Below are 25,314 nucleotides of genomic sequence, written 5' to 3' on the forward strand. Positions count from 1 at the left end.
AGAATGAACAGAGAAGGTCATCTGAAATCAGAACAACAAACACATTCTAAATTACAGAATAGAAAGGGCTGGAAGGTGCTTGCGATTACCCTTGGAGCTTGCGTGATATTGTCTGCTTGCGGCAACAGTAACTCCATTACTTCCGACCAGGCAGAGCAGCAGTCAGCCGAACAGGCATCCAATAATGAAGCGAGCGAGAACTCCAATCAGGAGCAGAACTCAAGTTCAGAGGTGAGCGCGGTGGTAACACCGGACAATTTCATAGATACGTTGATGAACGGTTCAAAGGATGCAATCTATAATCAGTTCTCTCCGGAATTGAAGGGGACGTTAACGCTTGAGCAGTTCAAGACGACCGCTGATCCTTTTCTGGAAGGTGTTGAATCGTGGGAGCAAGTGGTAGACGCCAAAATGAATCAATTAACCGAGGTGGCTTGGAAGGATCAGACTGGGACCAAAGGGATTCGAGCCTATTTTTCCGAAGAAAATCAAATTGAAGGTCTCTCGATCCAACCGCTGCAAGCTTATGAGGACACGGATGCCAAATTCACCAAAACGGAATTTCAATTGCCGATGAAGGGAGAATGGTATGTATTCTGGGGAGGTAATGATGTGTTGTCGAACTATCATTATGAGCATGAAACCCAGCGGTATGCGCTGGATATCGTACGGACCAAAGAGCAATCCAGTTATCAAGGTGATGCAACGGCAAACGAAAACTACTATGCTTTTGGTGAACCGCTCTATGCAGCTGCCGATGGTACTGTCGTCGATATCAAAAATGATATACCGGACAATGTACCGGGTGTCATGAATCCGGAAGAACCGGCTGGTAACTACGTGGTAATCGACCATGGCAACAGTGAATACAGCATCACAGGACACATCAAGAAAGGCAGTGTTTCGGTCAAAAAAGGAGATAAGCTCAAGCAGGGAGATCCTATCGGTGAGCTTGGTAATTCGGGGAACTCCAGTGAAGCTCATCTGCATTTCCAGGTATCGGACGGCCCGGATCTGTTCACATCTCGCTCAATTAACATTCGTTGGGCAGACCAGAGTCAGCAGTTCACTCGTGGGAACACAATTCAGGGACTTCCAGAGTAATGCTATATATAAGTTAAAGCATTGAATTTACACTGGACTACTACGCGGTCAGAACCATCTTCCGATCGCTGTTATCCCCAGATTTTATTGATTCCCTTATATAAAGGGGCAAATCCGGGGATAAAGGCGCACGCTTCGCTTCTTCTGATTGGTTCTGTCCTCTCCTCTCCGTTGTCGTGTAAATGTTTACTTAAACATTTACAGATTTCTCTGTCAGAATGTTAGGGATGACGAAGACTTCTCTTCTCCGTTATAATATCTTCTATAATTAGAGGTTTGATCTGGAATGATGGAGGAATAGCGATGAAACTGGAAGATGTGCAGATTGAATATGCGCGCCTGGAGGACTTGCCGAGGATTGTGGAGATTTATAATTCTACTATTGAGGGCCGTATGGCAACAGCGGATTTGGAGCCAGTGACGGTGGAGCAACGTTTGCCTTGGTTCGAGGAACATACACCGGAACATCGTCCGCTTTGGGTGATGAAGCAGGCAGGACAGGTGGTAGCTTGGGCGAGTCTCAGCTCGTTCTATGGACGTCCTGCGTATAATGGAACGGTGGAAGTCAGTGTATACGTGGATCAGCAATGCCGCGGAATTGGGGCTGGTGGGCGTTTGCTCGAAACGGTATTTGCAGCATGTCCTGCACTTGGAATTAAGACCATTCTTGGATTTGTCTTCGGGCATAACGAACCGAGTCTGGGGTTATTGCGCAAGCATGGATTTGAACAGTGGGGATATTATCCCGAAGTGGCCGTGTTGGATGGTGTGAATAGAGATCTGGCGATTTTGGGCAAAAAAATATAAGTGTCGTTCTTATTCGTAACATAAGAACACTGAAAACCTCCAACCTAAATTAATAGGATTGGAGGTTTTTTTGTCGTTCGACTATATTTTTCGCTATGTGAAAAAGGAGGTTGTGTTTATACGCCAAGCTGCTGTTTAATCTCTTGGATCTGTCCCAGATGACGTTCCTCATGATAACTTGTAAAGTCAATCCATTGGGTTAGATCCATCTCACCAAATACGGGATGAGGAAAGGACTTGCTACGCAGCAGGTCAGGATCATGATCCAATGCAAAGTTGTTTAAAGCTTGGTGAGATTCGTCCAGATCACTGCGTACGTCTGCAAGTGCTTCAGGTGCTGCTGGAGGCTGAAGATGGGGTGGTGCCTCGACGGAGCGGCTGCGGTCCAACGATAGTTCATATGGTTTTTTGTCCACAGACACCGTCTGTTCCTTCTCGAGGGCCAGGCGGGCTTGTTTTCCAATTACATTTTCCATCAGATTCAGATGTCGTAGTACTTGCATAATACTCCATTGTTGGGGTGAAGGTTTTCGGTTCAATTGTTCTTCTTCGAGTCCAGAGACTGCTTCCCAGATTTGGTTGCGTATATCGTCATTACGAGTAAACATCGTACAATCCTCTCCTTATATATAGGTTCTATGATGCGGGTAGTCTGTGTATGTTCATTACCCCAAATGTGGATGCTTATTCTATAAGCATTGAGAATGGAAAGAGTGAATGCGAACCTGGGCAACATTATCCTTTGTTAGATGTAATTCGTGGCAAATAAAAAAAGCCGTTCTCCATGAACGGTTCATTTAAATCCATTCCAAGTCCAAAAAAAGATTGACGGGCAGACCCCGGCAAACTATAATCGGTACAAGTAACTTGATATGTAAGGAGTCCTGACATGATATGTTAGTAATCGACGAGGTGTATCACCATACAGCATTGCAAATATCATCGTCCGATTTATTGTACCTTATCGAACGGCTGAAGGTCAAAAAAGAAAATGAGATCGAAACGCTCAAGAAAAAGATCGAACAGTTCGAACAAAAGCGTCGAGCGGAAGAGGTTGCTTATCAATCGTTGTCGCCCGTACGCAAATGGTTTGCGGGACGTCCAGCATCCCATCATCAGGCGGTGGAGTATATGGTGCAGGTGAAGGAACGTTTTCGCAAGATGGAACAGATTCGCAGACGCATCCGTGAATTGGATCAGATCGCAGAACGAATTAAGCATCCGGACAGCATTGAGCGGGACGAGATTGAGCTTGCGCCCGATACAATCCGTGAGCTCAGACAGCTTAGTGAAACGGAGGATGTACAAGCATGACTTTGGAGACGTTAAGCACCGGGATTGATACGGTCTGGGTCGTACTGAGTGCAGCGATGATTTTATTGATGGAGGGTGGATTCGCCCTGCTCGAGGCTGGCTTTGTGCGTTATAAAAATAGTGTGAACATTATTATGAAGGTTTTTGCTGACATTACGATTGGGACGTTACTGTTCTATGCGATCGGTTTTGGACTGATGTATGGTTCGGACGTTGGCGGTTTTGCGGGAGTAACGGGATTTTTCCTGAATGGGGATTTGTCTCACCTGGACGTACCGGTATCTCTGGAGACATTCTGGTTGTTCCAGGCGGCCTTTACCATTGCCGTTATTTCCATCGTTTCAGGAGCGGTAGCCGAGCGCATCAACTTCCGTGCCTACCTGTTGTATATCATATTGATGACGGCGGTCATCTATCCAATTGGTGGACACTGGGCATGGGGCGGCGGCTGGCTTAGTCAGCTGGGGATGCAGGACTTTGCCGGTTCGGCTGTCATCCATGCACTCGGCGGATTCTCGGCATTGGCCGCTGCGATTATCATTGGTCCACGTAAAGGGAAGTACACACCACTTGGCGTAAGTGCCATTGCACTCCCGAGCAATCTGCCACTGGCATCTGTAGGTGCATTTCTGTTATGGTTCGGCTGGTTTGGCTTCAATGCGGGTAGTACACTCAGCGCGACGGATGTAAGAATTGGTCACATTGCGATTGTCACGATGTTATCTGCGGCTTCGGGTGGTGCGGTTACGCTGTTGTATACGTTATTCCGCTTCAATCGTTCAGATGCACCCTCGGTCATTAACGGTTCGCTTGCGGGACTGGTCGGTATTACGGCAGGCTGTGCCTTTGTTGGTGATGTAGCAGCGATATTCATTGGGGCAGTATCTGGCTTGTTGATGATGGCTGCCACTAACTGGCTGGACCGTCGGCAGATTGATGATCCGGTTGGTGCTTTCCCGGTGCATGCTGCATCAGGAATGTGGGGCACGATTGCTGTAGGTCTGTTTGCCACGGATGGTGGATTATTTATGGGCGGCGGCTGGAGGTTGCTGGGTGTTCAGGCACTTGGCCTTACAGCCCTGGTCATCTGGGGATTCGCCATGACCTGGATCGGGTTAAAGTTGATTGGCAAAATTGTGCCTGTACGTTCGACAGAAGAAGAGGAAGATCTGGGTCTGGATATCAGCTACCATGGTGTGATGGCAGCCCATCAGGCCCATGAATTCCTGGACGGTGAGGAGCATATGCGCGCTTACCAGGAAAAGTCTTCTGATCCAAATCGTTAAATGGAATATAGGATAAAGAAGTAGACTGACAGGGGATGTCAGTCTCTTTTTTTGCTAGAAGCAGGGAAAGACGTCCGGGCAGAAGAATATACAGGTGTGAACCTGAATATGTCTCAGCATAGGTGTATTGTCAAAAGGGGAGGATCTATATGATTAAGCCAGAACAATGTGAACGTCTGACCAGAAAAGCCCGTAAAACACTTGAGGAATATGGTTTGGGAGTTGCTGCCGATCTGCTGTTGTCCTCAAGCCGCTGGGGAATTCGCCTCGATGTATCCACACTGGACGAATATCGCAGAACAGGAAACTCACGTGTGGGTGGACATCCGGATTTGCCAAGTCGCATGGAATGGCCCGTAACACAAGAAGGAGTTCCAATGACTTTCCTGGCCCAACTGAACTTGGTGGATTTGTCGCCGTATACGCCGAATGATGGGCGCGGGACTTTGCCTGAACGTGGAATGTTATACTTTTTCATTGGCAAGGATGAATCTGCATGTCCCATTGAACATCATGTGATTTTTGAGCCGAGTTCTCATAACCTGATAAGGCGAGAACCTGAGGGTGATACCGCGCTGGATGGAGCACCGTTTGTTGCACATTCGGTGACTGTGCTGCCTAATCTTGAGTTTCCTACATATGCATATATTGACGCCAACGCGCTGAATGAGCTCTCGCCGCCGAGGCTTGAGAACGATGAGGCCGAAGCGGAAGTGAGTCTGTATGACCGTTACCTTGAATTTGAGTCGAGTTGGAATCATCCAAGTACGCTGAATTGGGGTGGTATGTTTGGATATCCTGACGGGCAGCATCCGGATGCCGAGCATCGTGCCTTGTTACAGATCGCACTGGGAGAAGAGTACGATTATAGTGAGCAGGAGTGTGAGAAGAAGCTGACCAAACATTACGGCGGTGACGAGGATCGGACATGGCAGGAACTATCCGATACGTTGCTGCTGCTGAAGATAGATACCCATGATGCTATTGGTTTCCAATGGTGGGATTGCGGGGAACTGCAATTTTTCATTCGCAAGTCTGACTTGGAGGCTGGACGATTCGAGCATACGTATTGTTCGTTATACTCAAGTTGAGCAAAGATTTGAACTCATATAGGCAACAAAATGTCCTGAATCCCGTCTATAAGAAGGAGGAAGGACTTTTTTTGTTCGTAGATTGTTAGATTTGGTATATAGCTTGTTTATATATTAGGGAGGGATATCTTGGTTGATAACCGATCATATGTTCTGTATAATGGGATAAAAAGGAAGTGTGTCTGTTGATTCAATCTGCGTTTAAACATATTGACGTGGCTGTAACATCTTTAATCGATATATGTGATCAGTTGTCGGAAGAAGATTTGGCTTTGACTCCAATTGAAGGTAAACGACCTGTTGGAGAATTACTAGCCCATCTGTCTGTGATCTGCCGAGCGGATGTTTATATTTCCGAAGGTGCATCGGAGGAAGAGATGGCTCAATTCTATGCAGAGAATCAGGTGCATTCGCTCTGTGAGATCAAGCAGGCTTTGATTGATAACCAGATGTATCTATACCAACGTTACAGGCAGTTTAACACGGAAGAGTTATTACATGTGACGGATTCGTACTGGGGAGCTTCCTATAGTCGTCTGGAGTGGTTGCTTGAGATTATGGGGCATGTATATCATCACAGAGGACAATTGTATACGATGCTGACCCTGACGGGCAAAGAACCCGAGTCAGTACTTTTTAAATAAAAACAAATAGAATACATATAAGCATGTTATAGGAAACATCATGGGTTAAAGTGGGAATAAACCGACGATACTACACGTTATACGTGAAATAACGGAGGATTCTGGTATGGAACGACATAATACATGGAATGCACCGATGGACAATACGTTGATTGACAGGTTAAAACAGATTCCTGAACTTGATCAGGCTACACGGATTGAACCCGTTATGAAGGGGTATTCAGCGGATGCTAAATTCAAAATGTTTGTCCCTGGCCAAGGCCATGTGTTGGTGAGGGTATATGATGTTGCTGAGGAATCGATGAAGCAAAGGGAATATCAATGTTTGAAGAGCATGCAACAATTAGGTGTACTGTGTCCAGCAACGTTGGGCACAGGTAGATTGGATGAGAAGAACGGATATATGATTCTTAGCTACATTGAAGGCGAAGATGCTTCCGAGAGACTGCCTCAACTGAATGAACAGCAACAGTGGGCGGTTGGCTTTGAAGCAGGAGCGCAGCTACAACTGATTCACAAGTTGCCGATGGAGGAACAGACCGAATCATGGTACATACGCAAGAGCACGAAGCATCAACGTTACGTAGAGCGCTATAAACAGTGCCCGATCGTGATGAAGGAGGATCAGGCCATTCTAACGTTTATTGCAGACCATCTCGGTTGGATGAAAAATCGTCCAGATGGATTTCAGCATGATGACTTCCACCCGAGCAATCTTGTCGTTAAGCAGGATAAACTCGCAGGAGTGATTGATTTTAATCGTTATGATCAAGGGGATCCCATTCATGAATTTTTGAAGCTGGGTTTGTTTGCTTCGGAGATCAGTATTCCATATTCCATAGGTCAGATTCAGGGCTATTTCGATGGCAATGAACCGAATGAGTTATTCTGGAGATTGTATTCACTGTATATGGCTATGGCGCTGGTGTCTTCTGTGGTGTGGATTCAGCAGGTGAAGCCGGAAGAGACACATGAGATGATGACCAAGATCGAACGTGTCCGTGAAGATCATGATGATTTTCGCAGTTTGATCCCTCGGTGGTATACTCTGAACAGGTAGGGAATTGGGGAAGGAAAAGCATAGCCAACAGATTATGCTAAGGTATACCCGGATCAGAAGATTATATTTAAGGCCAGGCAGCGAAGTGAAACTTAGGCACAATCGGTTATTACTGGAGACGTTTAATATTCGGTATGAGGAGGATGAAATGAACAATAGATACATGAACTCGGATGGAGAGCTGCCTGGTATCTCCGGATTGGGCGGATGGCTTATTTTAATCCAGATCAGTCTTTGGCTTGCGTTGGTGTTCCTCATTTCGGATGTATCGCAGGTGAATGTCATCATGGACCCTGCCAGATGGGAAGTAGACCGTGGTGTCGATCCTCAGATTTACACGGATATGATCCGTCCACTCCTGTGGTTTGGTTTCATAAGCAGTACCATTCTATTGATGATCGTTATCGTGAATCTCATTCTTTTATATAAACGGAAGAGACAGTTTCCGCGTATGATGATGGTGATGTACCTGATGAATGTGATCATAAGCATCGTGACGTGGATTCTGATTGCGCGCAATGAAATCCCAAGAGAACAGCATGTGCTTGATGCAACTCCGGCTTTTCAGTTGATCGTACGATCCATTCTGACGTGCTGTATCTTCATTCCATACTTCCTAAAGTCGGTACGTGTGAAAAATACGTTTGTGAAGTAAATAGACTTCTTTGATTGTCTCACTGCTTTATAATGCTCTATAAAAAGCGATACGTAAGGCCCGTTAGTATACAAGATTTCATCCTGTATGCCTAACGGGCCTTACGTGTGCTGAATATGTGAAAAGAACGATTATTTCGATGATGATTTTGTCCGCAGTGAGGCGGGAATTCGGCGTATCATCTGGTTTAATACCTCGGATAACACCAGGCCTACGGCAATAGCGCCAGATAACATGAGTGCCTTGGCGGCCATCTCCATAGCGGCACTGTAGTCATTTTGCACAAAACTTCGCATCGCATTATACGCCAGTCCACCAGGAACGAGAGGAATGATGCCTGCGACGCTAAAGATGATGACGGGTGCGCGAAACATGCGAGAGAATACCTGGCTGATGACACCTACCGCTATGGTCGCTGCAAGTGTAGCAGGAACCGCATCCGCTGCATATTCAAGCACGATATAGATGATCCAGCCGATCATGCCGACAAATCCACCGTGGAGCAACATGCGCCGTGGTGCGTTGAATATGATCCCAAACGCGGCTGAAGCGACAAAACTGGTCAAGGCTTGTTCAATAAAATGGAGCATATCCTGCATTCCTCCGTCTTACATAAAAAGTGAAAATACAACTGCAATGCCAGTACCTATGGCAAAAGCAGTCAGAAATGCCTCGGCTCCCTTGGATAATCCGGATACGAGATGTCCGGCCATCAGGTCGCGTACAGCATTGGTAATCAGTAGCCCCGGAACCAGCGGCATAACCGAACCAATAATAATTTTGTCCCGTTCATGACCTACTCCCATGTAGATGAGGAGAAAAGCGAGTAAGCCAATAACAAAGGATGCCGTAAGCTCGGCAAAGAATTTGACCCGCACTAACCGGTGAAAGGCAATAACGGCAGCATAACCTATACCACCGCAGATTAGCGCCGGAAAAAAGTCGCTCCAGCCCCCGCCAAACATAATGGTAAAACAACCACTGGATAACGCTGCGGCCGTAAGCTGCACAGTCGTTGAATAGGAGGAGGGCTTGCCTTCGATCTGTACCAACAGATCGTGGGCTTCCTGAGCGGATAGCTCACCTTGCCCGATACGGCGGGAGACCGCATTCACCTCGGACACCTTGTCCAGATCCGTCGTACGCTCGGAGATACGAATCAGCTTGGCAGGTTCGGTTGCATCAACAGAGAAGAAGATGCCTGTCGGAACAACGTAACTGTGCGAATGGGGTAAACCCAGCGCAGCTGCCATACGTTTCATCGTATCTTCCACACGGTAGGTTTCACCACCGCTTTGCAGCATGATTTTGCCTGCGAGCAGACAGATTGCAATCACGCGTGATTGTTCAGTAGGATTGCTGCCAATCATACCCGTCTCGGCTTGTGATACGGGTGATGAATCATGACGTATGTATTCCAACCGGATCAAGCTCCGTTTCATATGAGATATGGGGTGGTGCGACACCATTGTATCATATTTCACACGCTCGCAAGGAATCATACCGCACCATCGCCAAGACGATAAAAAAGCCTCGTTCCCAAGACTTGAAGATCTCAGGAGCGAAGCTTCTTGGAACAGGTTCGGATATAGAAGTACAATACCACTACATCAACAGTGTGATAACCAACAATTCATACAGCACAAGCGGCAAAATCGTTGGTCCAAACAAGGCGCGCGGTTCAGGATATCCATGCATCGGGGTAACCTGGAGATACAAAATTCCCCGGTCTGCACTGATGATGACACCTTCCCACACTTGCCCATCGATATTCTGGACTTGTACCTTCTTGCCTACATGCTGCCGGGCTGTATGATGAAGCATATTCCGCACACTTTGCACGGATTGAAGCATCGGTTGATTGGCTTGATACACGACACGTGTGGATGGTGTGGATGTGGATTCAGACATGATGCACAACCCTTCCTCAAAATAAGTTCTTACTTCAAGGTATGCATCTGCCTATAAAAGGTGATTACACAAACGCCATCTCAAGGCTCCCGCGTCCATTTTCATAAGCGACTTTGCCTAATGCTCCATTCACAAAGGTGAGCTGGGGTGGAACATGGCCGAGATCCACATCGAACAGTACAGGGACATCCAGACCCCCAAGTGCAGAGGATAGGGCATCGGTGAAATTAAAATCCGCTGTATCGGAATAACCCGCAGGTCGGCCAAACATGAAACCTTTCACACCAGCAAACCAGCCGGCCTGTCTCATCTGCCACAGATGACGGTAGATATCCCCCGCATTCATTTCACAGCTTTCCAGATACCAGATCGTTCCTTCATCTGCACAGTACTGATCCAAATACGATTGGACGGGTGCATACGGCGTACCAATCAGACTAGTGATCGTATCCATACAGCCACCGATCAGCCGACCGGAGAACGACACAGCGGTATCTGCATCTTCCAAGTGGCCGAGCTGTTTCCAGCGCGAAGGTGTATCCAGGTTAAAACCAGGAGATTCCGGTTTCCATGCCGATTGATAATGTGTGGAAGACGATTGTTTGATCTGTCCGCCGTATTTGGTCTGTAACACATCAATCCAGCGCGCAGTCACGGGATCGAGGGCGTTTGATCTTAGATCAACATAATTGGTGCCATGTGCGGATGCTGTTCCAGTGATCAGGGTATAGGCGAACAGGAACGTACTGATATCCGAATATCCCATGACCCATTTGGGCGGTAATGTTTTCAAAGCTTCCCAATCCAGCAGGGGGAGGATATCCATCAGAAATTCCCCGCCCCATGGAGGGATAATGGCTTGAATATTTGGATTGTGGAAAAATTCATTCATCTCTTCGGCGCGTTCCTCTTTGGAGGCACTCACACATTTGGTGTTGTGGCGGAGCGATGGGCTTTCCAGCACGCCAAAACCAAGGCGCTCCATATTGCGTTTGCTCTCCTCAAGATAATGGTGCAGGGATTCGCCAACACCGCTGGAGGGTGCTGCCACACCGATCATGTCCCCTTGCGCGAGTGGTTGCGGATAACGGATAGAACGATTATTCATTGTGGAAACACCCTTTCCTGTGAACATATCGATTTAATGCAGCTGTTTAATATTTTCATTATAGTGCATGAATACGTCGTGTGGCTTGCAATTATGGCTGTTACATTTTCTTTAGGGAGTCACAGGAATTTCAATAGAGAACGGTGCACGAATTTGATCAGGGTAAGAGAATATTTCCATTGTCAGATTTCCTTTGGCTGCGGCTCCATCTTTAATGACAACTCTTGCTTCAAAGACGGAAGGGCTCCAGCTTACTTCATTAATGTCGAAAGGGTTTCCTTTACTGTCCTCAATGTTGGTAAATGATAGCCCTGAAGTAGCATTTTGAGCATCTGCAATTGAAAACTCGAGGATCAGATTTTTGCCCTGGACCGTGCTTTGCAGCAATTTCAAACTCGATGGGCCGCCTTGTATTTCACCTGAAGAGGGATCGATGCTGATAACCAGTTCATCCATATCAACCGCTGAAAGGCCAGACCCTTGCAAAGTCAGTTTTTTCGGAGTGGAGAAGTACATGCTTTCGAAAAAGACGGAACTTCCAGAGCCTCCGATGGAAGATGAATCGGTTCTCCATGCTCGGCCTTGCTCATCTACCAAGTGCAGATCACGAATGCCAAAGATTTTTTTGGTGTTGTTCCGATCATATTCGATATCAAGTACAAGACGAGTGGGATACAGAACGGCCTGTTTCACATGGATACGCTGCCCGTCCACGGTCATTGTTTGGTTTACGGGAATGATTTTTTTCATGCCTTTTGTTAAGCTGTGATCCACGGGGAAGGTGACCTTCCACTTATTATTCGGTTCCTTACCTCGTTCCTTAAATACAACGGTCAGCTCTTGTGGCGGTAAAGATTCTGTGAATGAGACATCGATTTTGTCCTCGTAAACGCCACTTTCTGAAGCCGGCTTAGGAGAGGAATAACTAAATCCAACCGGAAGATCTTTACCGTTTTCATCCAGCAAATCGATATCATATCCACCCTTCTCCGGATCTTTCATACCTTTCATCGTGTAAAAAATAACCATACGTGACTCGTCTGTGATAATGCCTTCAACGGTCAAGGAAGCACCATCATGCTCGTCGGTGACACCGACCTGCTGTAAGAGGGACTTATCGATGGCCATCATTAATCCTTTGTCCTGGCGAATCATACTCACAATGCCCTCCATTCCGGGCAATTGCTCCACGAAGGATGCAAAAGCGGGAGAGACACGGATACATCCGGTAAACAGCAGGATGAAGGCCGCTGCCGAGATGGAACTCATGTACCAGCGCAGCCGGGACTTTCGCTTACGGGCAGCCTGGCGGATTCCGGACTGCACAGCCTGATAGGCGGCGGAATCGGGCACAGGCATTGTTTCGTACTCCGTCTTTCGAGCATTCAGACGTTCTTCCAATGTGTCGAATGAGTTTTGTTCATCCGTCATGAGGATACATCTCCCTTCGTTTCAAGTTGATCACGGAGCTGTCCGAGTGCCCGATGTAATCGGGATTTTACGGTTCCGGTCGGGATTTCGAGAATATCGGCAACTTCAGTTAAGGAGAAACCTTCGAAATAACTCAGGATAATAATCTGTTTGCAATCCCGGTCAAGGGTGGATACGGCAGCAGCAAGATCGGGGTCCGCAGGACGATCCCAGCTGCTGGATTCATGAATCTCGGTGACGGGACTGAACCGACTTTTGCGTTTGCGTTCGTCCGCACAGTAGTTGAGCAGAATGCGGATGAGCCAAGTGCCAAAGTAGGAGGGCTCTTTTAATTTTTTGAGTTTATGGAAGGCCCTGAACGTTGATTCCTGAATCGCTTCGAGCGCATCACCTTCGTTATGCAGGTAGGCATAGGCGATACGGTACAGTTGACTCTGATGTAATTCCATTAAGGCTGCAAAAGCCTCGGCATCCCCTTTTTGTGCGGCGATGGTGAGCTGAAGAGGGGTCACATGGCTCCTCCTTTCATGGATATGTTGAGTATTAGACCGCGTAAGGCTCCAAACGGTTCTTATTTTCTAAAAAAATATAATGTATCGGGATTTCTATAGAAGTTGAACGAAGTATTTACATGAGAACGTAGAGGACAGAAATAACGTGAAGAAGCGGAGCTAAAAGCTTTCTGAAAGAAAGCTCCTTCGGAAGCATACACTTCGCCTTTATCGCCAGATTTTCACCTTTGTAAAAGTGAATTAAAAAATCTGGGGATAACAGCGATCGGAAGGTTGTTCTGTCATCGGAGTGGCAAGTGTAAATATTCTTTAGCTCAACTTATATAGCCTCTCGATAGAGGTATGTAATCGAACAACAAATAACCGTCAGACCTTCTCTTTGTACTCCAAAAAGAGTCTTGACGGTTATTCGCGTATTACTCACGTTATCTAATCATTATTGCTGATGCGCTGTAACGGCTGCTCGCAGACATGAAGCTGTAGACGTGTTACCACGTTCAAGTGAAATATCCAGAGCGGTTTGGCCCGCTGAGTTTAGCGCTTTTGGATCAGCTCCATGCTGAAGTAACATCTCGATAAGTTCGATCTGATCCGTATGAAATGCTGCGGAGTGCAACGCATATTGTCCATCGCTGTCCAGAATACCCGTGGATGCCCCATATTCGAGCAAAAGTTGGATAACTTCTGGCGAACGTTCTCCCGCAAGCGCTGCATGTAGTGCAGTATTGGACGGGATAAAGGAAATCTTGGAATGAGAAAGGTTGTTAACATCTGCTCCATGCTCCAGAAGGAGACGAACTACTTCTGCTTGTCCATAATGAGAGGCATATCCCAGCGGAGTTAACCCATCCTGATTTTCAGTATTGGTGAGTTCCGGGTGAGAAGCGAGCAATAATTGCAGGTTGGCCACATCTCCAGACTGTGCAGCCTGAAATAGTTGATTCATCTGTTCTGCATGATTCATAAAGGAATACCTCCATCTGATGAGATAATGTAATTATAGATGTTCCTCTTCAGAGGTTCTTCTTCATAATCACCTTTTTGCCCGCAGCTGGGAAGGAGAGCTATGGAAGCGTCTAGTGAATAATGAACTGAACGAACCGAGGCTTTCGAAGCCCACATCATAACAGATAGTGGTGACAGACCTGTCCGAATATAGCAAAAGCCGCTTCGCAGCCAATAGTCTACATTCAGTCAGATAACGATGGGGTGAAGTACCAAACAACTTTTTATAACTGCGTAGAAAATGATTCACGGATAGTTGTGCAGCCGATGCTGTCTGTTCTAGCGTTAACGGCTGATCATAATAGGCGGAGATATACTCATGCCCGATATAGACTCTTCGGTACAACTCTTCTCGGGTTGAACGTCTGATCATATCCAGTTCGTTGATCTCTTGCTGAACGTTACGGTGTAGATCCAGCATGTGAACAGCAAGCTGATGAAGCTGTTCCGCTATTGCCCAGGAATCCAGCGTGTCTTGACTGTACAAATTCCGCAAATGATTCAGGGCTGCGCCAAGCCGATTATCCATCGCGTATGTACGTTCTACCCATTCCATCTTGCTTGAGGGTGAATAACTATACGGCTCATCAAGTAGCCGAAGATCACTGATAATTAGATTCCGACCGATCTCTTCCACATAACCGGGAGGGAAGAAGATACAGAAGGATTCAACTGGAGTAGATGAATCAATGTGAAGACTATATTCCTGAGCCTCATTCAGAAGCAGATAGTTCTCATTATTGACTGCGAAGTGACCGCGTCCCGCTTCATAGAGCGTTTTTCCGTTACGGAATGTTTTCAGTGATAACGAGCCGCTGCCTTTCCAATCGAATTGGGAACTCGATTCATGCAGAATGAAGGGTACAGGTCGAGGAAGAGGAATCTCCAACACTTGCAAGCACCTCCAAGCTTAATTCTGGTTATACAGCTTCTTCACAGCTTCCAGCCCAGGCACGGCAAAGCAGGCGAGTGGAGAGGGCAAATCATTCAATGGGAACCAGCCGATCTCACCGATGGCTCCGCCTTCTTCCAGATTACGAGCATGACCGCCAATCACCTTGGTGGAATAGAGCACGGATATCCAATGTTCCTTCTGTTGTGGCTGGATCGTCTCCGCCGTGCAGAGCAGACTGTCAATGGCGATATCCAGATTCACTTCCTCCTTGATTTCACGGATGACGGCAGTTTCGAGTGATTCATAGGGATCGACTTTCCCGCCGGGAATACTCCAAGTATGCTGTTCAGGCTGACGATTCCGCCAGGCGAGAAGCACTTCGCCCCGTTCATTCAGGATGACCGCACCTACGCCGATGCGAGGTGAAATTTCAGATTCACCTTTTGGAACAGAACTTAATTCCGACATTGACAGCGCAGCTTGTTCGTTCCCATTACGTTGTGAAAAACCACCCGCTACCATATCCCCAGATTCAGGAGTACGAGTAGACTGGAATGACAAGGGAAGCCCAGCCTGTGCGGACCATTCTTCAGCAAGAATACTCATTGAGATCAGGTCATAATGCATGCCATCCCGCAAAACTGCTGAACGCTGGCGACCCTCTTCCCGGAATCCGGCTTTTAGGTACGCACGTCTCGCGGCTTCATTGTATTCAATGACTTCCAGTGCAATCCGGTTCAGGTTCAATTCGTGGAAGCCATATCGAAGAATCAGAGCCAGAGCGTCGCTTCCGTAACCTTTACCCCGATCATTTTCTTCGCCGATACCAATGGCCAGACGAGCCGACCGATTGTTCCATTCAATTCGGTAGAGGGCTGTGAATCCAATGAATCGGTTACCCTCCAGTGTACGTAATGCAAATTCAAATCCGTTGTCTCGGCGGACAGACGAAGAACCCGTTTCATCCGGCGTTAACGGGATCGCGATATCGGTATCCATGTTGCGCAAATATTCATAATCATCTGTGAAGCGGGAGAGACGCATGCAATCTTCCGGGCATGGGGCCGCTAATCTGACTTTGGAACCTTGAAAACCATTTAAATGACGTGGAGACATGTTGCACCTCTTTTGTTCGATATGAAATCAATCGTTTCTCCCCATTATACTACGAACAGGAGAGGATACCGAAAAATGGCACCAAACGAGCTACACTCAGGGAAAAACAACAAAAAAAAGCAGCCATTTCGGGCTGCTTGTACATTCATTATTTCAGATCATTCAATAAATTCTTCATTTTTTTGTAATGTCCACTGACCCGATCAACCATGTAGTTATACATGAGCTGATTCTCCGAAAGATTAGCCATTTCCTTGTCAATGTCAACGTTATTGTTGTTATTGTTCATGGCTGTTTCGTTGTTCTCGACAATTCGGTACTGTACGATGGAAGAATTGGGATCACTGATAGGAAAGTGTTTGTCATGAGTCCGCTTCATGGCGAGCTGATCTGTTTTGCCATTTTCAACGATACGTCTCAGCTCTTCCTGAAACTCTACCGTTTTCTTTTTGTAGTTGGGCGTGTCTGCATTGGCAATGTTATTGGTAATGGCATTGTGTTGTGCAGTAAGCGCTTGTAACAGTGATTCGTTACGTCTTGTCGTATTCGTTTCGATCACGGGCTCAGTCTCCTTCACTGTAGATTGTACAGTTACTTCTATAATAAGAAATAAAGTTGCGCACTGTCAACATAACAAAGAAAAAGACAAGCACATGCCGGAGGTCCCCCGAAAAGAAGAACCCTGCCTTCATGAAATCTTGTCTTAGATTTTGCCCTAATGGATCAGCGTTAAACAACCTCTTTAAGAGGGACGATTAATATTTTTGCCGTAATAGATCTCGTCCATCTCCAGCTTCAGCCATTCTGTAATCTCCTGTTGTTCCTTCTTGCTCAGCTTATCCTTGGTATATCCAAACAGATAATTGTCGAGATCAAATTCCCTCAGTTTACACTTGGTATGAAAAATGTTCTCCTGATAGACGTTCACGTCAATCATGTCAAAGCTGCTCTTGATCTCATCCGGAATATAATTCTGAATCGAGCCGATCTCATGGTCAATGAACAGCTTGCGTCCGCTCGTATCCCGCGTGAAACCACGTACCCGGTAATCCATCGTCATAATGTCCGTATCAAAGGAGTGGATCAGATAATTCAGTGCCTTAAGCGGTGAGATCTCACCACAGGTGGAGACATCAATATCCGCGCGGAAGGTACTGATACCTTCACTAGGATGAAATTCAGGGTAGGTGTGCACCGTGATATGGCTTTTATCCAGCTGCATAACGACGTTATCGGGCAGAGGGCCGGGAGATTCATCAAGTGATTCCTCGGGGATTTCCACAATCGGGCCTTCCGAAACGAGCATCGTCACACTCGCACCTTGAGGCACGTAATCCTGCTGGGCAACATTAAGAACGTGGGCTCCGATGATGTCAGAGACGTTGTTCAGAATTTTGCTCAGCCGGGCAGCGTTATACTGTTCATCAATATATTCAATGTAAGCTTCGCGTTCGTCTTTGGTTTTGGTATAACAAATATCGTACATATTAAAGCTGAGCGACTTGGTCAGGTTGTTAAATCCATGCAGTTGAATGCGCTGCTCTGGCGTAATTGTCATGGTTGCAGTTCCCCTTATCCCATACGACATATCATCGCAGTTATAATACTACTTATACCCAACCTGCCTCGAAAAAAAACATATGTACGTCATTCAAAATACGATTCCTCTCTGAAGAAAGCTATGCATGAATGGACTTCAGATGATCTACATTTTTTCAGAATGAAGAATCGTCGAAATCTGCAATATCATTCATGCGCTCATCCTCAGCTACTGATTGGATATCCTCTGAAGTGACACTGATGATTGTATAGTCCTCGTTCTGCTGTTTCTTCACGGCTTTTTCCTTCACAAAACGGGGACTGCCTTCACCGGCATCTTCGTCATAGACGAGCAGAAGACCGTCACTTTTACGCAGCAACAGGTCATCCCGTGCAGTGAACTGCCACGGCCCGATATAAGGTTGATTGCTAATCGCACCGTAATAGTCCACACCCGAGAGGATGGAACGGTAATACTCCTGCTTGTCTTCTTTCCATTGCTCCTCAGGGTTCTGAAAGGCAGTGATGATCGACAGTTTCAGATGTGGATACGTCTTCTTCAGATTAATCACTACTTCGCAGGCCCACAGATCCACACCGTATTGTCCCGGCGTCAGCACCCATTCCAAACCTTCTTCGACAAGGGGAGTGAGGCGGGAGGAGATGGCTTTTTTGATAAAAGGAATACCTTCATGTTTCTGTCCAAAAATCTGCAATTCATGTGCCCGGTAACCGGTGATTAACAGGTTTTTCAGTGTCCGTTCCTCCTTTCAGGCATGATCAATCGATTAGTGAATTTTCTATATATGCACACATTAGAGGTGCAGTTATTTCGCAGGTGGAGTTTCTGCACGGAACGGATACAGGAATGGCTTTGGAATATCCGTTTCAAATGACATTAACTCATCCGTTGTGGGATGGATAAACGAGAGTATACGTGCATGAAGTCCGAGACGGCCAAGGTCTCTTGTGCGTGCACCGTATTTTCTGTCACCGGCAATCGGATGTCCGAGATCTTCCATATGCACACGAATCTGATTTTTACGCCCTGTCTCCAGACGCACTTCCAGCAAGGAGAACTCACGGTTCGACTTCAGACGTTTGTAATGTGTGATGGCATGTTGTCCATCATTCGGACGAGAGCTGGAATACATTTTCAGCGTTTTGGTTTCCTTCAGCCAGGAAGAGATGGTGCCTTCTTCTTTGGCTACTGAACCTTCAACAAGGGCAACGTAGACGCGGTCCTGCACATTTTCTTTCCAGTTGTTTTGCAGCTTCTGCTGTACCTCTTCACTTTTGGCAAACATCATGACACCTGACGTATCCCGATCCAGACGATGTACAACAAAGATCCGGTTGAGCGGATTCGTGCGGCGTACATGCTCTGTCAGTTGGCGATAAGCCGTCAGGTCATCCGTCTTGTCAGCGGCGATGGACAACAGTCCGGCTTCCTTGCGGATCACAATGATATCATCGTCTTCATGCAAAATGTTAATACCCGTCAAGGACGGAGCAGCGACTGCACCTTCTTTTCTAATATATACAATCTGACCTGGCGTCAGCGCCTCATTAAACTTGGTTACGACCTTCTGATCCACGGATACCTGTCCACGACCGAGAATGGACTTCACCGCGTTCCGTCCTGATTTCAGATGCTGCAACAGGAAGTTCAACAGTTCGTCCGGTTCGGTTACTTTGTACTGGCGTGGTGGTTCCTGCTTGCGATAGTAGGAATTGCCTGGTCGTTTGGATGCGCTGGCATTTTTGGGTTTGTTACCTCCAGCTTTCTTGGGTGCACCCGATGATTTCGCGGCTATTGGCTTCTTATTCTCCTCCGTATTGCGTGATGCGGAAGCACCTGATGTTTTGGCAGATGAGAAGTTGGACTTGCCGGAACGTGCTGTAGATGTACCTGCGTATGTTTTTCCCTTGGCCGAGGCCGATGTTTTGCCTGTTGGACGTTTGCGTTTATTCATGAATAATAATCTCCTTCTGAACAGCCTGTACCGCTTGTGTGCATACGATCCGTTCATTTCGTTATGCAGTTCAATATACCACTAACAGTCGACAAATAAAAATAGGTTCATGGAATCTGCTATACATCCAATCCGAAGAGTTGTGAGATTCATAGGATATGTTATCCCATAGCATTGGAGGTGTTACTCATGGGCGTGTTTCTCGATATGAGAACTTCGATGAACTCGGCAACCGTAGGACAGCCCGGTTTATCTCTAAGTTCATCCCCGGAAGCATTCGGCGCAATTGGTCTTCAGACCCAAGGTGTGGTGAACCCCATTATTACGTTGAACGGGACAGTAGGTGTTACGGGAGAACTGGGAGATACCTTTGTTGTGGAGCTAGTACGGGGATTCCTATATGATCCTTTCTATGTGATCTACCGTGCTGAAGGTACGATTGGACAGAATGGCGGTGCCGAATTTCATTCGTTCACTGCTCAGGATCTGTCTGCACCACCAGCATTGGAAAGTGTGTATACTTCGTTCATCTCGGGCGTGTCCACAGCAGTAAGAACCGGGCCGGAGATGTTATACGGTATTGCAGCCACCGGTTAGTAGTGAAAGGCGAAATATAACAGGCAGAGTGCTTCGTCATCACTTCTGTTGACGGCAGAGTTCGCTTCATACCCCAGAAACGCAAGACAATGCAACGATAGGTTTCGACTAGCGCTCAGCAAGAAACCCCCGGCTCAAGAAGTCGGGGGTTTCTTGCCGTACAAGCATCTGTACATTTCAATGTAGCTCACTCATCTGAAGGAAGTGCCCGTGTGGATCAGTTGGCACGGCCTTTCAGAATGATGTTGTTGGCTTTGCCAAAGTCGATGGCAACTTTGCCTGCGAGTGCAGCTGTTCGCTCCGCAAGGATAACCGCGTTGACGCCACAGGAGAAGAGAGCGACATCGAAGGTATGTTGATTATTCTGAATCCAATGCAGCGTTTCATCCATTTGATCATAGCTGTCGAAGGGCAGGGCAGTCACAATGTTTAGATTATACGGCTCACGTTCAAGCATGACACGCAGAGCCTCAATCTCACGAGTAACGAGTAACACACGCTTGCCTGCAAGCATCTGCCAGAAACGCGGATTCTGCGCCAGTTCCCGATTGACACAGGCATGACAAGTCATCGGAGGAGAGATGCCAAAGTGTGCAAATACCATGTCGGTCAGGGGTCTTTTAAGATAATCGGGAGCATTGATGGTGCTGTCACCACGAGGAAGAATGCCCACGATATCGGCACGTTGCAAGGAAGCGGCGACTTCATCCCGTAGTTTCGGGTTGGGAAGACGAAGTCCCTTTTGCCCTAGGTTGGCTTTCTTGGCCCAACGCTCCTGAAGGACCTGTTCCATGGGCCATACGGTTTCTTGAGACATGACGATATTCTCGCCATCACCGACTCTTACAAGAGACAGCGGTCGGTGTTCCAGAAGTGCCGCTTCGAGCTGATCAAGCACACCTTCCATTTCAAGATAGATCGAATTCATTTGATGGGTTGCCTCCTTTGAAAATTGAACTGTTCTATTCTATGTTGCGACTACCGTAACGATATGTACGTTCGACCCAAAGGGCGCCATCCTTGGTTGAATATCAATCTATTTATATGAAAGTTAGTACATCTGTCGGTACCGCTTCTATCAACGTTTCATACGATATAGAGTGCTGGATTCACAAGCGAGATGTCGCTTGTAAGCGATCAGATAGATAGAAGATGATTTTCGTAGGAAGACGGCATCAAAACTATGAAAACAGTCTGTATCCGACAAACGGAACTTGCAGCGTTCATGAGGAGGAATGTTATGTCCAGGAAAGTTGTGATTGAGATTAACTTTAATAATTACGGGATGGACCCGCAGCGATTAACGCGGGAATGGCTGGAACGTCGGATGAGCATTTTCCGCACGTTCACATTGCATTGCCTGAAGGCGCAGACGAATCAGGATTTCCTCACAGTGGTGAAGTTGTCCAAGGAATCCGGGGAATTAATGCAGGAGATTCTGGCGGGTCAGGAGCCGCTTCCTTCCAATATTCGTTTTGGAACCAATATGGAGAGTGTACGTGCCATTTTGGAGTTTGCCAAAGGTACAGAGCAACTCTATATTGCTCGTCTGGATTCGGATGATTTATACCATAAAACCTTTGTTCAACAACTCTACGATATTCAACCACAGCTGCAGACGATGGCACTGATTAACCAGAACGGATATCTGTGGGACAGTGTGAATAACGAGATGGCCCCAGCGTTTCACCGTTCTCCACAGTTCTATGTCTACTTATATAAGACAGCCGAATACGCAGCAGGATACCGGGTCAAGCTCCCGGGCAGAGGTACACATGGCAATGTCATTGAACTGCCGCACGAGCTGCTTGCTCCGCGCAATTATGTCAACATCGTGCATTCGAGCAATACTTCAACCAAAAAGGTACCGCCCAAAGACCGGTTAAGCCGGGATGAGATGGCACAGGTACTACGCGAATTCATGATCTGATCAGGGAGGGATTCATCCATGATTCAAGGACAAACGATTCTGATCACTGGAGGCACGGGCTCCTGGGGTCAAAAGCTGACTGAGGTACTGCTGGAGCAGGACCCGGCTGAGATTCGCCTTCTGTCACGTAATGAATACGCCCAGATTGCGATGCAGCGAGAGTTCAACCATGATCCGCGTCTGCGATTCATCATTGGGGATATCCGCGATTATCGGGCAGTGGAAGATGCATGCAGAGGTGTGGATGTGCTCTTCCATCTGGCTGCGCTGAAGCATGTTCCGGTCTGCGAAGACCAGCCAGATGAAGCGTTCAAGACCAATGTAATCGGGACGCAGAATATTATTCGGGCTGCGATACGTATGCAGGTTGCCAAAGTCATCGATGTGTCCACCGATAAGGCGGTAGATCCGATTAACGTATATGGCATGACAAAGGCTTTGGGTGAAAAAATGATGATCCGTGCCAACTGGCTAAGTGAAGGTACCCAGTTTGTCTGCATCCGCGGGGGCAATGTGCTTGGAACCAGCGGCAGTGTTGTGCCCTTGTTCCGGCGTCAGATCGATGAAGGCAAAAGCCCGACCATTACAGACAAAGGCATGACCCGTTTTTTCCTGACGCGTACCGAAGCTATACATTTACTGCTTAAGGCGGCTGAGGCGGCCGTGGGCGGAGAGACTTTTGTGATGAAAATGAAAGCTTGCAAGATGACGGAACTTGCATCCGTCATGTTGGAACAGGCAGGTCGTCCATCCTTCGATTATAAGGTGACGGGAATACGTCCAGGCGAGAAATTGCATGAAGTCCTGATCTCGCCCTATGAAGCGCCGCGTACGTATCAATATGATGCGCAGTATTATGTCATCCTGCCGGAGCACAAGGACAAGAGCCTGACGGATCAGTACAGCAGTCTGCCACGTGTGAACTTCTCCGAGTATCGCTCGGACAGTGCCATGATGAACAAACCAGCGATTGCCCGGTTTTTGCGTGAAGGTGGCTATATCGATTAGGGTGTATCTCAAAACTCGTTCGGAGTTTTCAGACACACCCACCGAGGGGAGGCGGAGCGTTTGGAGGTGGTAGGAATGGAAGAAAATCATCAGCACAACCAGCACGAAGGTAATGAAGAGTTACAGCAACGTACCCTAATACAACATATTAATGACCGCTCCCTAAAAGCTGTTGTCATTGGTCTAGGCTATGTTGGTTTACCCATGGCTGTAGAGATAGCACAGGCCGGTTATCAAGTCCACGGGATTGACATCGATACTTCCAAGGTAGCCAAGCTGAAAGCCGGGAATTCGTATGTCATAGGTATAGAAGATGATGTTGTGCAGTCGCTTATGCAGGCTGGATTATTCACGGCAAGCACCGATTATGCAGCGGTGGTACAGGCAAATGTCATTGTAATCTGTGTGCCCACTCCGCTGACTGCCGAGCATCAACCGGATATCTCGTATATCTCGGCCGCGGTGGATGGCATGACTCCGTATTTGCAGGAAGGCAGCCTGGTTATATTGGAAAGCACGACCTATCCGGGCACAACGGAGGAACGTGTAAAACAACCGATTGAAGCGGCAAACGGCTGGCGAGCTGGAGAACAGTTCTACGTCTGTTATTCTCCAGAGCGGGTAGATCCGGGCAGTGTGCATTATGGTGTGAAAAATACCCCGAAGATTATTGGCGGCTCCACACCCGCTTGTCTGAATTATGGTAAACAGTTCTACGGCTCGTTCCTCAACGAAGTTGTTCCGGTAAGTTCAACAACGGTAGCGGAGACAGCAAAGCTGTTCGAAAATACATTTCGTAGTGTCAATATTGCACTCGTGAATGAGCTGACCCCGGCCTGTGAACAGATGGGGGTAAACATCTGGGAAGTACTGAATGCGGCGGCAACCAAGCCGTTTGGTTATATGCCATTCTATCCCGGTCCCGGCATCGGAGGGCACTGTATCCCAATCGATCCGATCTATCTGTCCTGGGCTGCAAACCGTCAGGGATCGGAGCTGCATTTCATCCAGCTGGCGGATGCAACTAATCGGCAAATGCCAGAGAGAGTGGTGAAGCGTGCCGCGGAGCTGCTGGAGCAGAATGGTGTATCTGTGCGGGGAGCACGTGTTGTACTGGCGGGTATGGCTTATAAAAAAGATATTGACGACTTGCGCGAATCGCCAGCATTGGACGTTTTTCGGCTGCTAAGCGCAGCGGGTGCAGATGTGGTTTTCACCGATCCAATGGTGCCTGTCTTCCGTAAGGATGATGGTACAGTGCTGCACTCTTGTCCAGCGGTGCCAGAATTATGGACAGGAGCTGATCTGGTGATCATCACCACGGATCATTCGGCATTCAATTATCAGGAGATGGCAGGTCATGCAAAGCTGATTTTTGATACACGCAATGCAACGGCCGGATGCCTCGGGGGAAATATTGTGGTGCTGGGTCAGCCGGTTCATCGGGTGAAAACGGGAGAAACCTATGGCCAATCATGATCGAGTGAGTGAACGCTATTATGGCGAGATTAATTCGGAAGATTCTCATGAAGCGACGAGAACGCGTATCCACTGGATGTGCCGTGAGGCGACAGGCAGACGCATTCTGGATGTCGGGTGCAGTCAGGGCATTACATCCATTCTGCTGGCACGTGAAGGATTTCGTGTGACAGGGATTGATCTGGAAGAAGAAAGTGTTCGATATGCGCAAGCTGAGCTTGCCAAAGAGTCTAGGCCAGTTAGGAACAATGTGGATTTTAGAATGCTGGATATTACGCAATGGAAAGTAAGGACTACCTTTGATACTGTGCTGCTTGGAGAAGTACTGGAGCATTTTGCTCATCCGGAGACGTTGTTGATCCAGATTTATCGGCTGTTGCAAGAAGATGGGACGCTAGTGGTAACCGTGCCGTATGGGTATCACCCGTTCTATGACCACAAGCAGACTTTCTATGCGGGAAGTCTGGCGATGACCCTAATGCCGTATTTCGAAGTCTTGAAACTGGAAGTTCATCATAAATATCTATGTTGCGTGGCCCGCAAACGGCGGAGTACACAACTGCATATGTCGCCAACTTTGGATCAACTGATGGAGTGGATGGAGCTGGATCATGTCCATTTTGCCGAGGTGGAACATCAGCACCTCCGCGTAATGAAACAGCGCAAGAAGGCATTGGACAGTGCAGTGGAGCAGGTGAAACGACTTCGTCGTCAGGAGAGTGGGGAAGGGTAGCGGTGAAGGTAGGGACAGTGGCAAGGGCAGGGGTATTCTAACGAATCTCACACGTCTTATTTTGATGAATTAGACGAGATGAGAAATGTAACGAATCTCAGCGGCGCTATTTC

Annotated in this window: 28 protein-coding genes and 1 pseudogene; 13 read left to right on the forward strand and 16 right to left on the reverse strand. The window is 47.4% G+C overall.

The window, feature by feature from the left end; translation table 11 throughout:
* Positions 1-3: 3 nt before the first annotated feature.
* Together EL84_RS13770 and EL84_RS13775 are read left to right on the forward strand one after the other, a co-directional pair.
* Entirely contained in the window at positions 4-1,104 is a 1,101-nt protein-coding gene (locus EL84_RS13770; RefSeq protein WP_161799429.1) for a peptidoglycan DD-metalloendopeptidase family protein, read from the forward strand.
* A gap of 303 nt (positions 1,105-1,407) precedes the next feature.
* Positions 1,408-1,911, forward strand: coding sequence for a GNAT family N-acetyltransferase (locus EL84_RS13775; RefSeq protein ID WP_036610704.1), 504 nt, complete (start codon positions 1,408-1,410; stop codon positions 1,909-1,911).
* A gap of 116 nt (positions 1,912-2,027) precedes the next feature.
* On the opposite strand, the gene EL84_RS13780 is transcribed toward EL84_RS13775, so the two are convergent.
* Positions 2,028-2,519, reverse strand: a complete 492-nt coding sequence (locus EL84_RS13780) for a DinB family protein (RefSeq protein ID WP_047842064.1) — start codon at positions 2,517-2,519, stop codon at positions 2,028-2,030.
* Between the two features lie 286 nt (positions 2,520-2,805).
* Between EL84_RS13780 and EL84_RS13785 the strand changes: the two genes are divergently transcribed.
* The 6 genes from EL84_RS13785 to EL84_RS13810 all read left to right on the forward strand — a co-directional run bounded on the left by EL84_RS13785 (position 2,806) and on the right by EL84_RS13810 (position 7,961).
* Positions 2,806-3,225: a hypothetical protein gene (locus tag EL84_RS13785; protein ID WP_047842065.1), complete on the forward strand. Its 420-nt coding sequence runs from the start codon at positions 2,806-2,808 to the stop codon at positions 3,223-3,225.
* Positions 3,222-4,511, forward strand: coding sequence for an ammonium transporter (locus EL84_RS13790; protein WP_047842066.1), 1,290 nt, complete (start codon positions 3,222-3,224; stop codon positions 4,509-4,511). The genes EL84_RS13785 and EL84_RS13790 overlap by 4 nt, the downstream gene beginning before the upstream one ends.
* A 149-nt stretch (positions 4,512-4,660) precedes the next feature.
* Positions 4,661-5,602, forward strand: coding sequence for a DUF1963 domain-containing protein (locus EL84_RS13795; protein WP_047842067.1), 942 nt, complete (start codon positions 4,661-4,663; stop codon positions 5,600-5,602).
* Positions 5,603-5,778: 176 nt separating this feature from the next.
* Positions 5,779-6,246: a DinB family protein gene (locus EL84_RS13800; protein ID WP_235431531.1), complete on the forward strand. Its 468-nt coding sequence runs from the start codon at positions 5,779-5,781 to the stop codon at positions 6,244-6,246.
* Between the two features lie 106 nt (positions 6,247-6,352).
* A complete protein-coding gene (locus tag EL84_RS13805) occupies positions 6,353-7,306 on the forward strand; it encodes an aminoglycoside phosphotransferase family protein (RefSeq protein WP_082219015.1) in 954 nt (317 codons plus the stop codon).
* A gap of 148 nt (positions 7,307-7,454) precedes the next feature.
* Positions 7,455-7,961, forward strand: coding sequence for a DUF2569 family protein (locus EL84_RS13810; protein ID WP_047842068.1), 507 nt, complete (start codon positions 7,455-7,457; stop codon positions 7,959-7,961).
* A gap of 131 nt (positions 7,962-8,092) precedes the next feature.
* Here the strand turns inward: EL84_RS13810 and EL84_RS13815 are convergent, their stop codons facing one another.
* From EL84_RS13815 to EL84_RS13880, 14 genes and pseudogenes are all read right to left on the reverse strand, one after another.
* Complete coding sequence (locus EL84_RS13815) at positions 8,093-8,551, reverse strand: threonine/serine exporter family protein (RefSeq protein WP_047842069.1); 459 nt, start codon at positions 8,549-8,551, stop codon at positions 8,093-8,095.
* Between the two features lie 18 nt (positions 8,552-8,569).
* Positions 8,570-9,331 carry a threonine/serine exporter family protein gene (locus tag EL84_RS13820; RefSeq protein WP_047844182.1) on the reverse strand — a complete coding sequence of 254 codons (762 nt, stop codon included), beginning with the start codon at positions 9,329-9,331 and terminating at the stop codon, positions 8,570-8,572.
* A gap of 235 nt (positions 9,332-9,566) precedes the next feature.
* Positions 9,567-9,872, reverse strand: coding sequence for a hypothetical protein (locus EL84_RS13825; RefSeq protein ID WP_047842070.1), 306 nt, complete (start codon positions 9,870-9,872; stop codon positions 9,567-9,569).
* 64 nt (positions 9,873-9,936) lie between these two features.
* Positions 9,937-10,980, reverse strand: a complete 1,044-nt coding sequence (locus tag EL84_RS13830; RefSeq protein WP_047842071.1) for a S66 peptidase family protein — start codon at positions 10,978-10,980, stop codon at positions 9,937-9,939.
* Positions 10,981-11,091: 111 nt separating this feature from the next.
* Complete coding sequence (locus EL84_RS13835; protein WP_047842072.1) at positions 11,092-12,411, reverse strand: DUF4179 domain-containing protein; 1,320 nt, start codon at positions 12,409-12,411, stop codon at positions 11,092-11,094.
* On the reverse strand, positions 12,408-12,923 hold the full coding sequence (locus EL84_RS13840) for a sigma-70 family RNA polymerase sigma factor (RefSeq protein WP_047842073.1): 516 nt from the start codon (positions 12,921-12,923) through the stop codon (positions 12,408-12,410). Before EL84_RS13840 ends, EL84_RS13835 begins: the two co-directional genes overlap by 4 nt.
* 436 nt (positions 12,924-13,359) lie before the next feature.
* The gene (locus EL84_RS13845) at positions 13,360-13,887 is read right to left on the reverse strand and encodes an ankyrin repeat domain-containing protein (RefSeq protein WP_047842074.1); all 528 of its coding nucleotides are present in this window, start codon (positions 13,885-13,887) and stop codon (positions 13,360-13,362) included.
* Positions 13,888-13,956: 69 nt separating this feature from the next.
* Positions 13,957-14,820, reverse strand: coding sequence for a helix-turn-helix transcriptional regulator (locus EL84_RS13850; RefSeq protein WP_082219018.1), 864 nt, complete (start codon positions 14,818-14,820; stop codon positions 13,957-13,959).
* Between the two features lie 18 nt (positions 14,821-14,838).
* Positions 14,839-15,291 carry an NUDIX domain-containing protein gene (locus tag EL84_RS13855; protein ID WP_036611088.1) on the reverse strand — a complete coding sequence of 151 codons (453 nt, stop codon included), beginning with the start codon at positions 15,289-15,291 and terminating at the stop codon, positions 14,839-14,841.
* Positions 15,292-15,450: 159 nt separating this feature from the next.
* A pseudogene (locus EL84_RS13860) lies at positions 15,451-15,939 on the reverse strand (GNAT family N-acetyltransferase); the annotation flags it as partial.
* Positions 15,940-16,087: 148 nt separating this feature from the next.
* Positions 16,088-16,498, reverse strand: a complete 411-nt coding sequence (gene flgB, locus EL84_RS13865; protein WP_036610664.1) for a flagellar basal body rod protein FlgB — start codon at positions 16,496-16,498, stop codon at positions 16,088-16,090.
* A gap of 183 nt (positions 16,499-16,681) precedes the next feature.
* A complete protein-coding gene (gene speD / locus EL84_RS13870; RefSeq protein ID WP_036610662.1) occupies positions 16,682-17,497 on the reverse strand; it encodes an adenosylmethionine decarboxylase in 816 nt (271 codons plus the stop codon).
* A gap of 157 nt (positions 17,498-17,654) precedes the next feature.
* Positions 17,655-18,233 (reverse strand): DUF1273 domain-containing protein, encoded by a 579-nt coding sequence (locus tag EL84_RS13875; RefSeq protein WP_047842075.1) that lies wholly within the window; start codon positions 18,231-18,233, stop codon positions 17,655-17,657.
* 72 nt (positions 18,234-18,305) lie between these two features.
* Entirely contained in the window at positions 18,306-19,454 is a 1,149-nt protein-coding gene (locus EL84_RS13880; RefSeq protein WP_152683021.1) for an RluA family pseudouridine synthase, read from the reverse strand.
* Positions 19,455-19,643: 189 nt separating this feature from the next.
* Here EL84_RS13880 and EL84_RS13885 point away from each other — a divergent pair, with 189 nt between their 5' ends.
* A complete protein-coding gene (locus EL84_RS13885) occupies positions 19,644-20,051 on the forward strand; it encodes a hypothetical protein (protein WP_047842076.1) in 408 nt (135 codons plus the stop codon).
* 217 nt (positions 20,052-20,268) lie between these two features.
* Here the strand turns inward: EL84_RS13885 and EL84_RS13890 are convergent, their stop codons facing one another.
* A complete protein-coding gene (locus tag EL84_RS13890; protein WP_047842077.1) occupies positions 20,269-20,979 on the reverse strand; it encodes a GT-D fold domain-containing glycosyltransferase in 711 nt (236 codons plus the stop codon).
* 312 nt (positions 20,980-21,291) lie between these two features.
* Between EL84_RS13890 and EL84_RS13895 the strand changes: the two genes are divergently transcribed.
* The 4 genes from EL84_RS13895 (at position 21,292) to EL84_RS13910 (ending at position 25,201) form a co-directional block, all read left to right on the forward strand.
* A complete protein-coding gene (locus EL84_RS13895; RefSeq protein WP_047842078.1) occupies positions 21,292-21,981 on the forward strand; it encodes a glycosyltransferase in 690 nt (229 codons plus the stop codon).
* Between the two features lie 18 nt (positions 21,982-21,999).
* A complete protein-coding gene (locus tag EL84_RS13900; RefSeq protein WP_047842079.1) occupies positions 22,000-22,989 on the forward strand; it encodes an SDR family NAD(P)-dependent oxidoreductase in 990 nt (329 codons plus the stop codon).
* Between the two features lie 75 nt (positions 22,990-23,064).
* The gene (locus EL84_RS13905; protein WP_047842080.1) at positions 23,065-24,468 is read left to right on the forward strand and encodes a nucleotide sugar dehydrogenase; all 1,404 of its coding nucleotides are present in this window, start codon (positions 23,065-23,067) and stop codon (positions 24,466-24,468) included.
* Positions 24,455-25,201 carry a class I SAM-dependent methyltransferase gene (locus EL84_RS13910; protein ID WP_047842081.1) on the forward strand — a complete coding sequence of 249 codons (747 nt, stop codon included), beginning with the start codon at positions 24,455-24,457 and terminating at the stop codon, positions 25,199-25,201. The genes EL84_RS13905 and EL84_RS13910 overlap by 14 nt, the downstream gene beginning before the upstream one ends.
* The last annotated feature ends 113 nt before the right edge of the window (positions 25,202-25,314 follow it).

It is taken from the genome of Paenibacillus sp. VT-400 (genome assembly GCF_001029205.1).
GTDB classification, from domain to species: domain Bacteria; phylum Bacillota; class Bacilli; order Paenibacillales; family Paenibacillaceae; genus Paenibacillus; species Paenibacillus amylolyticus.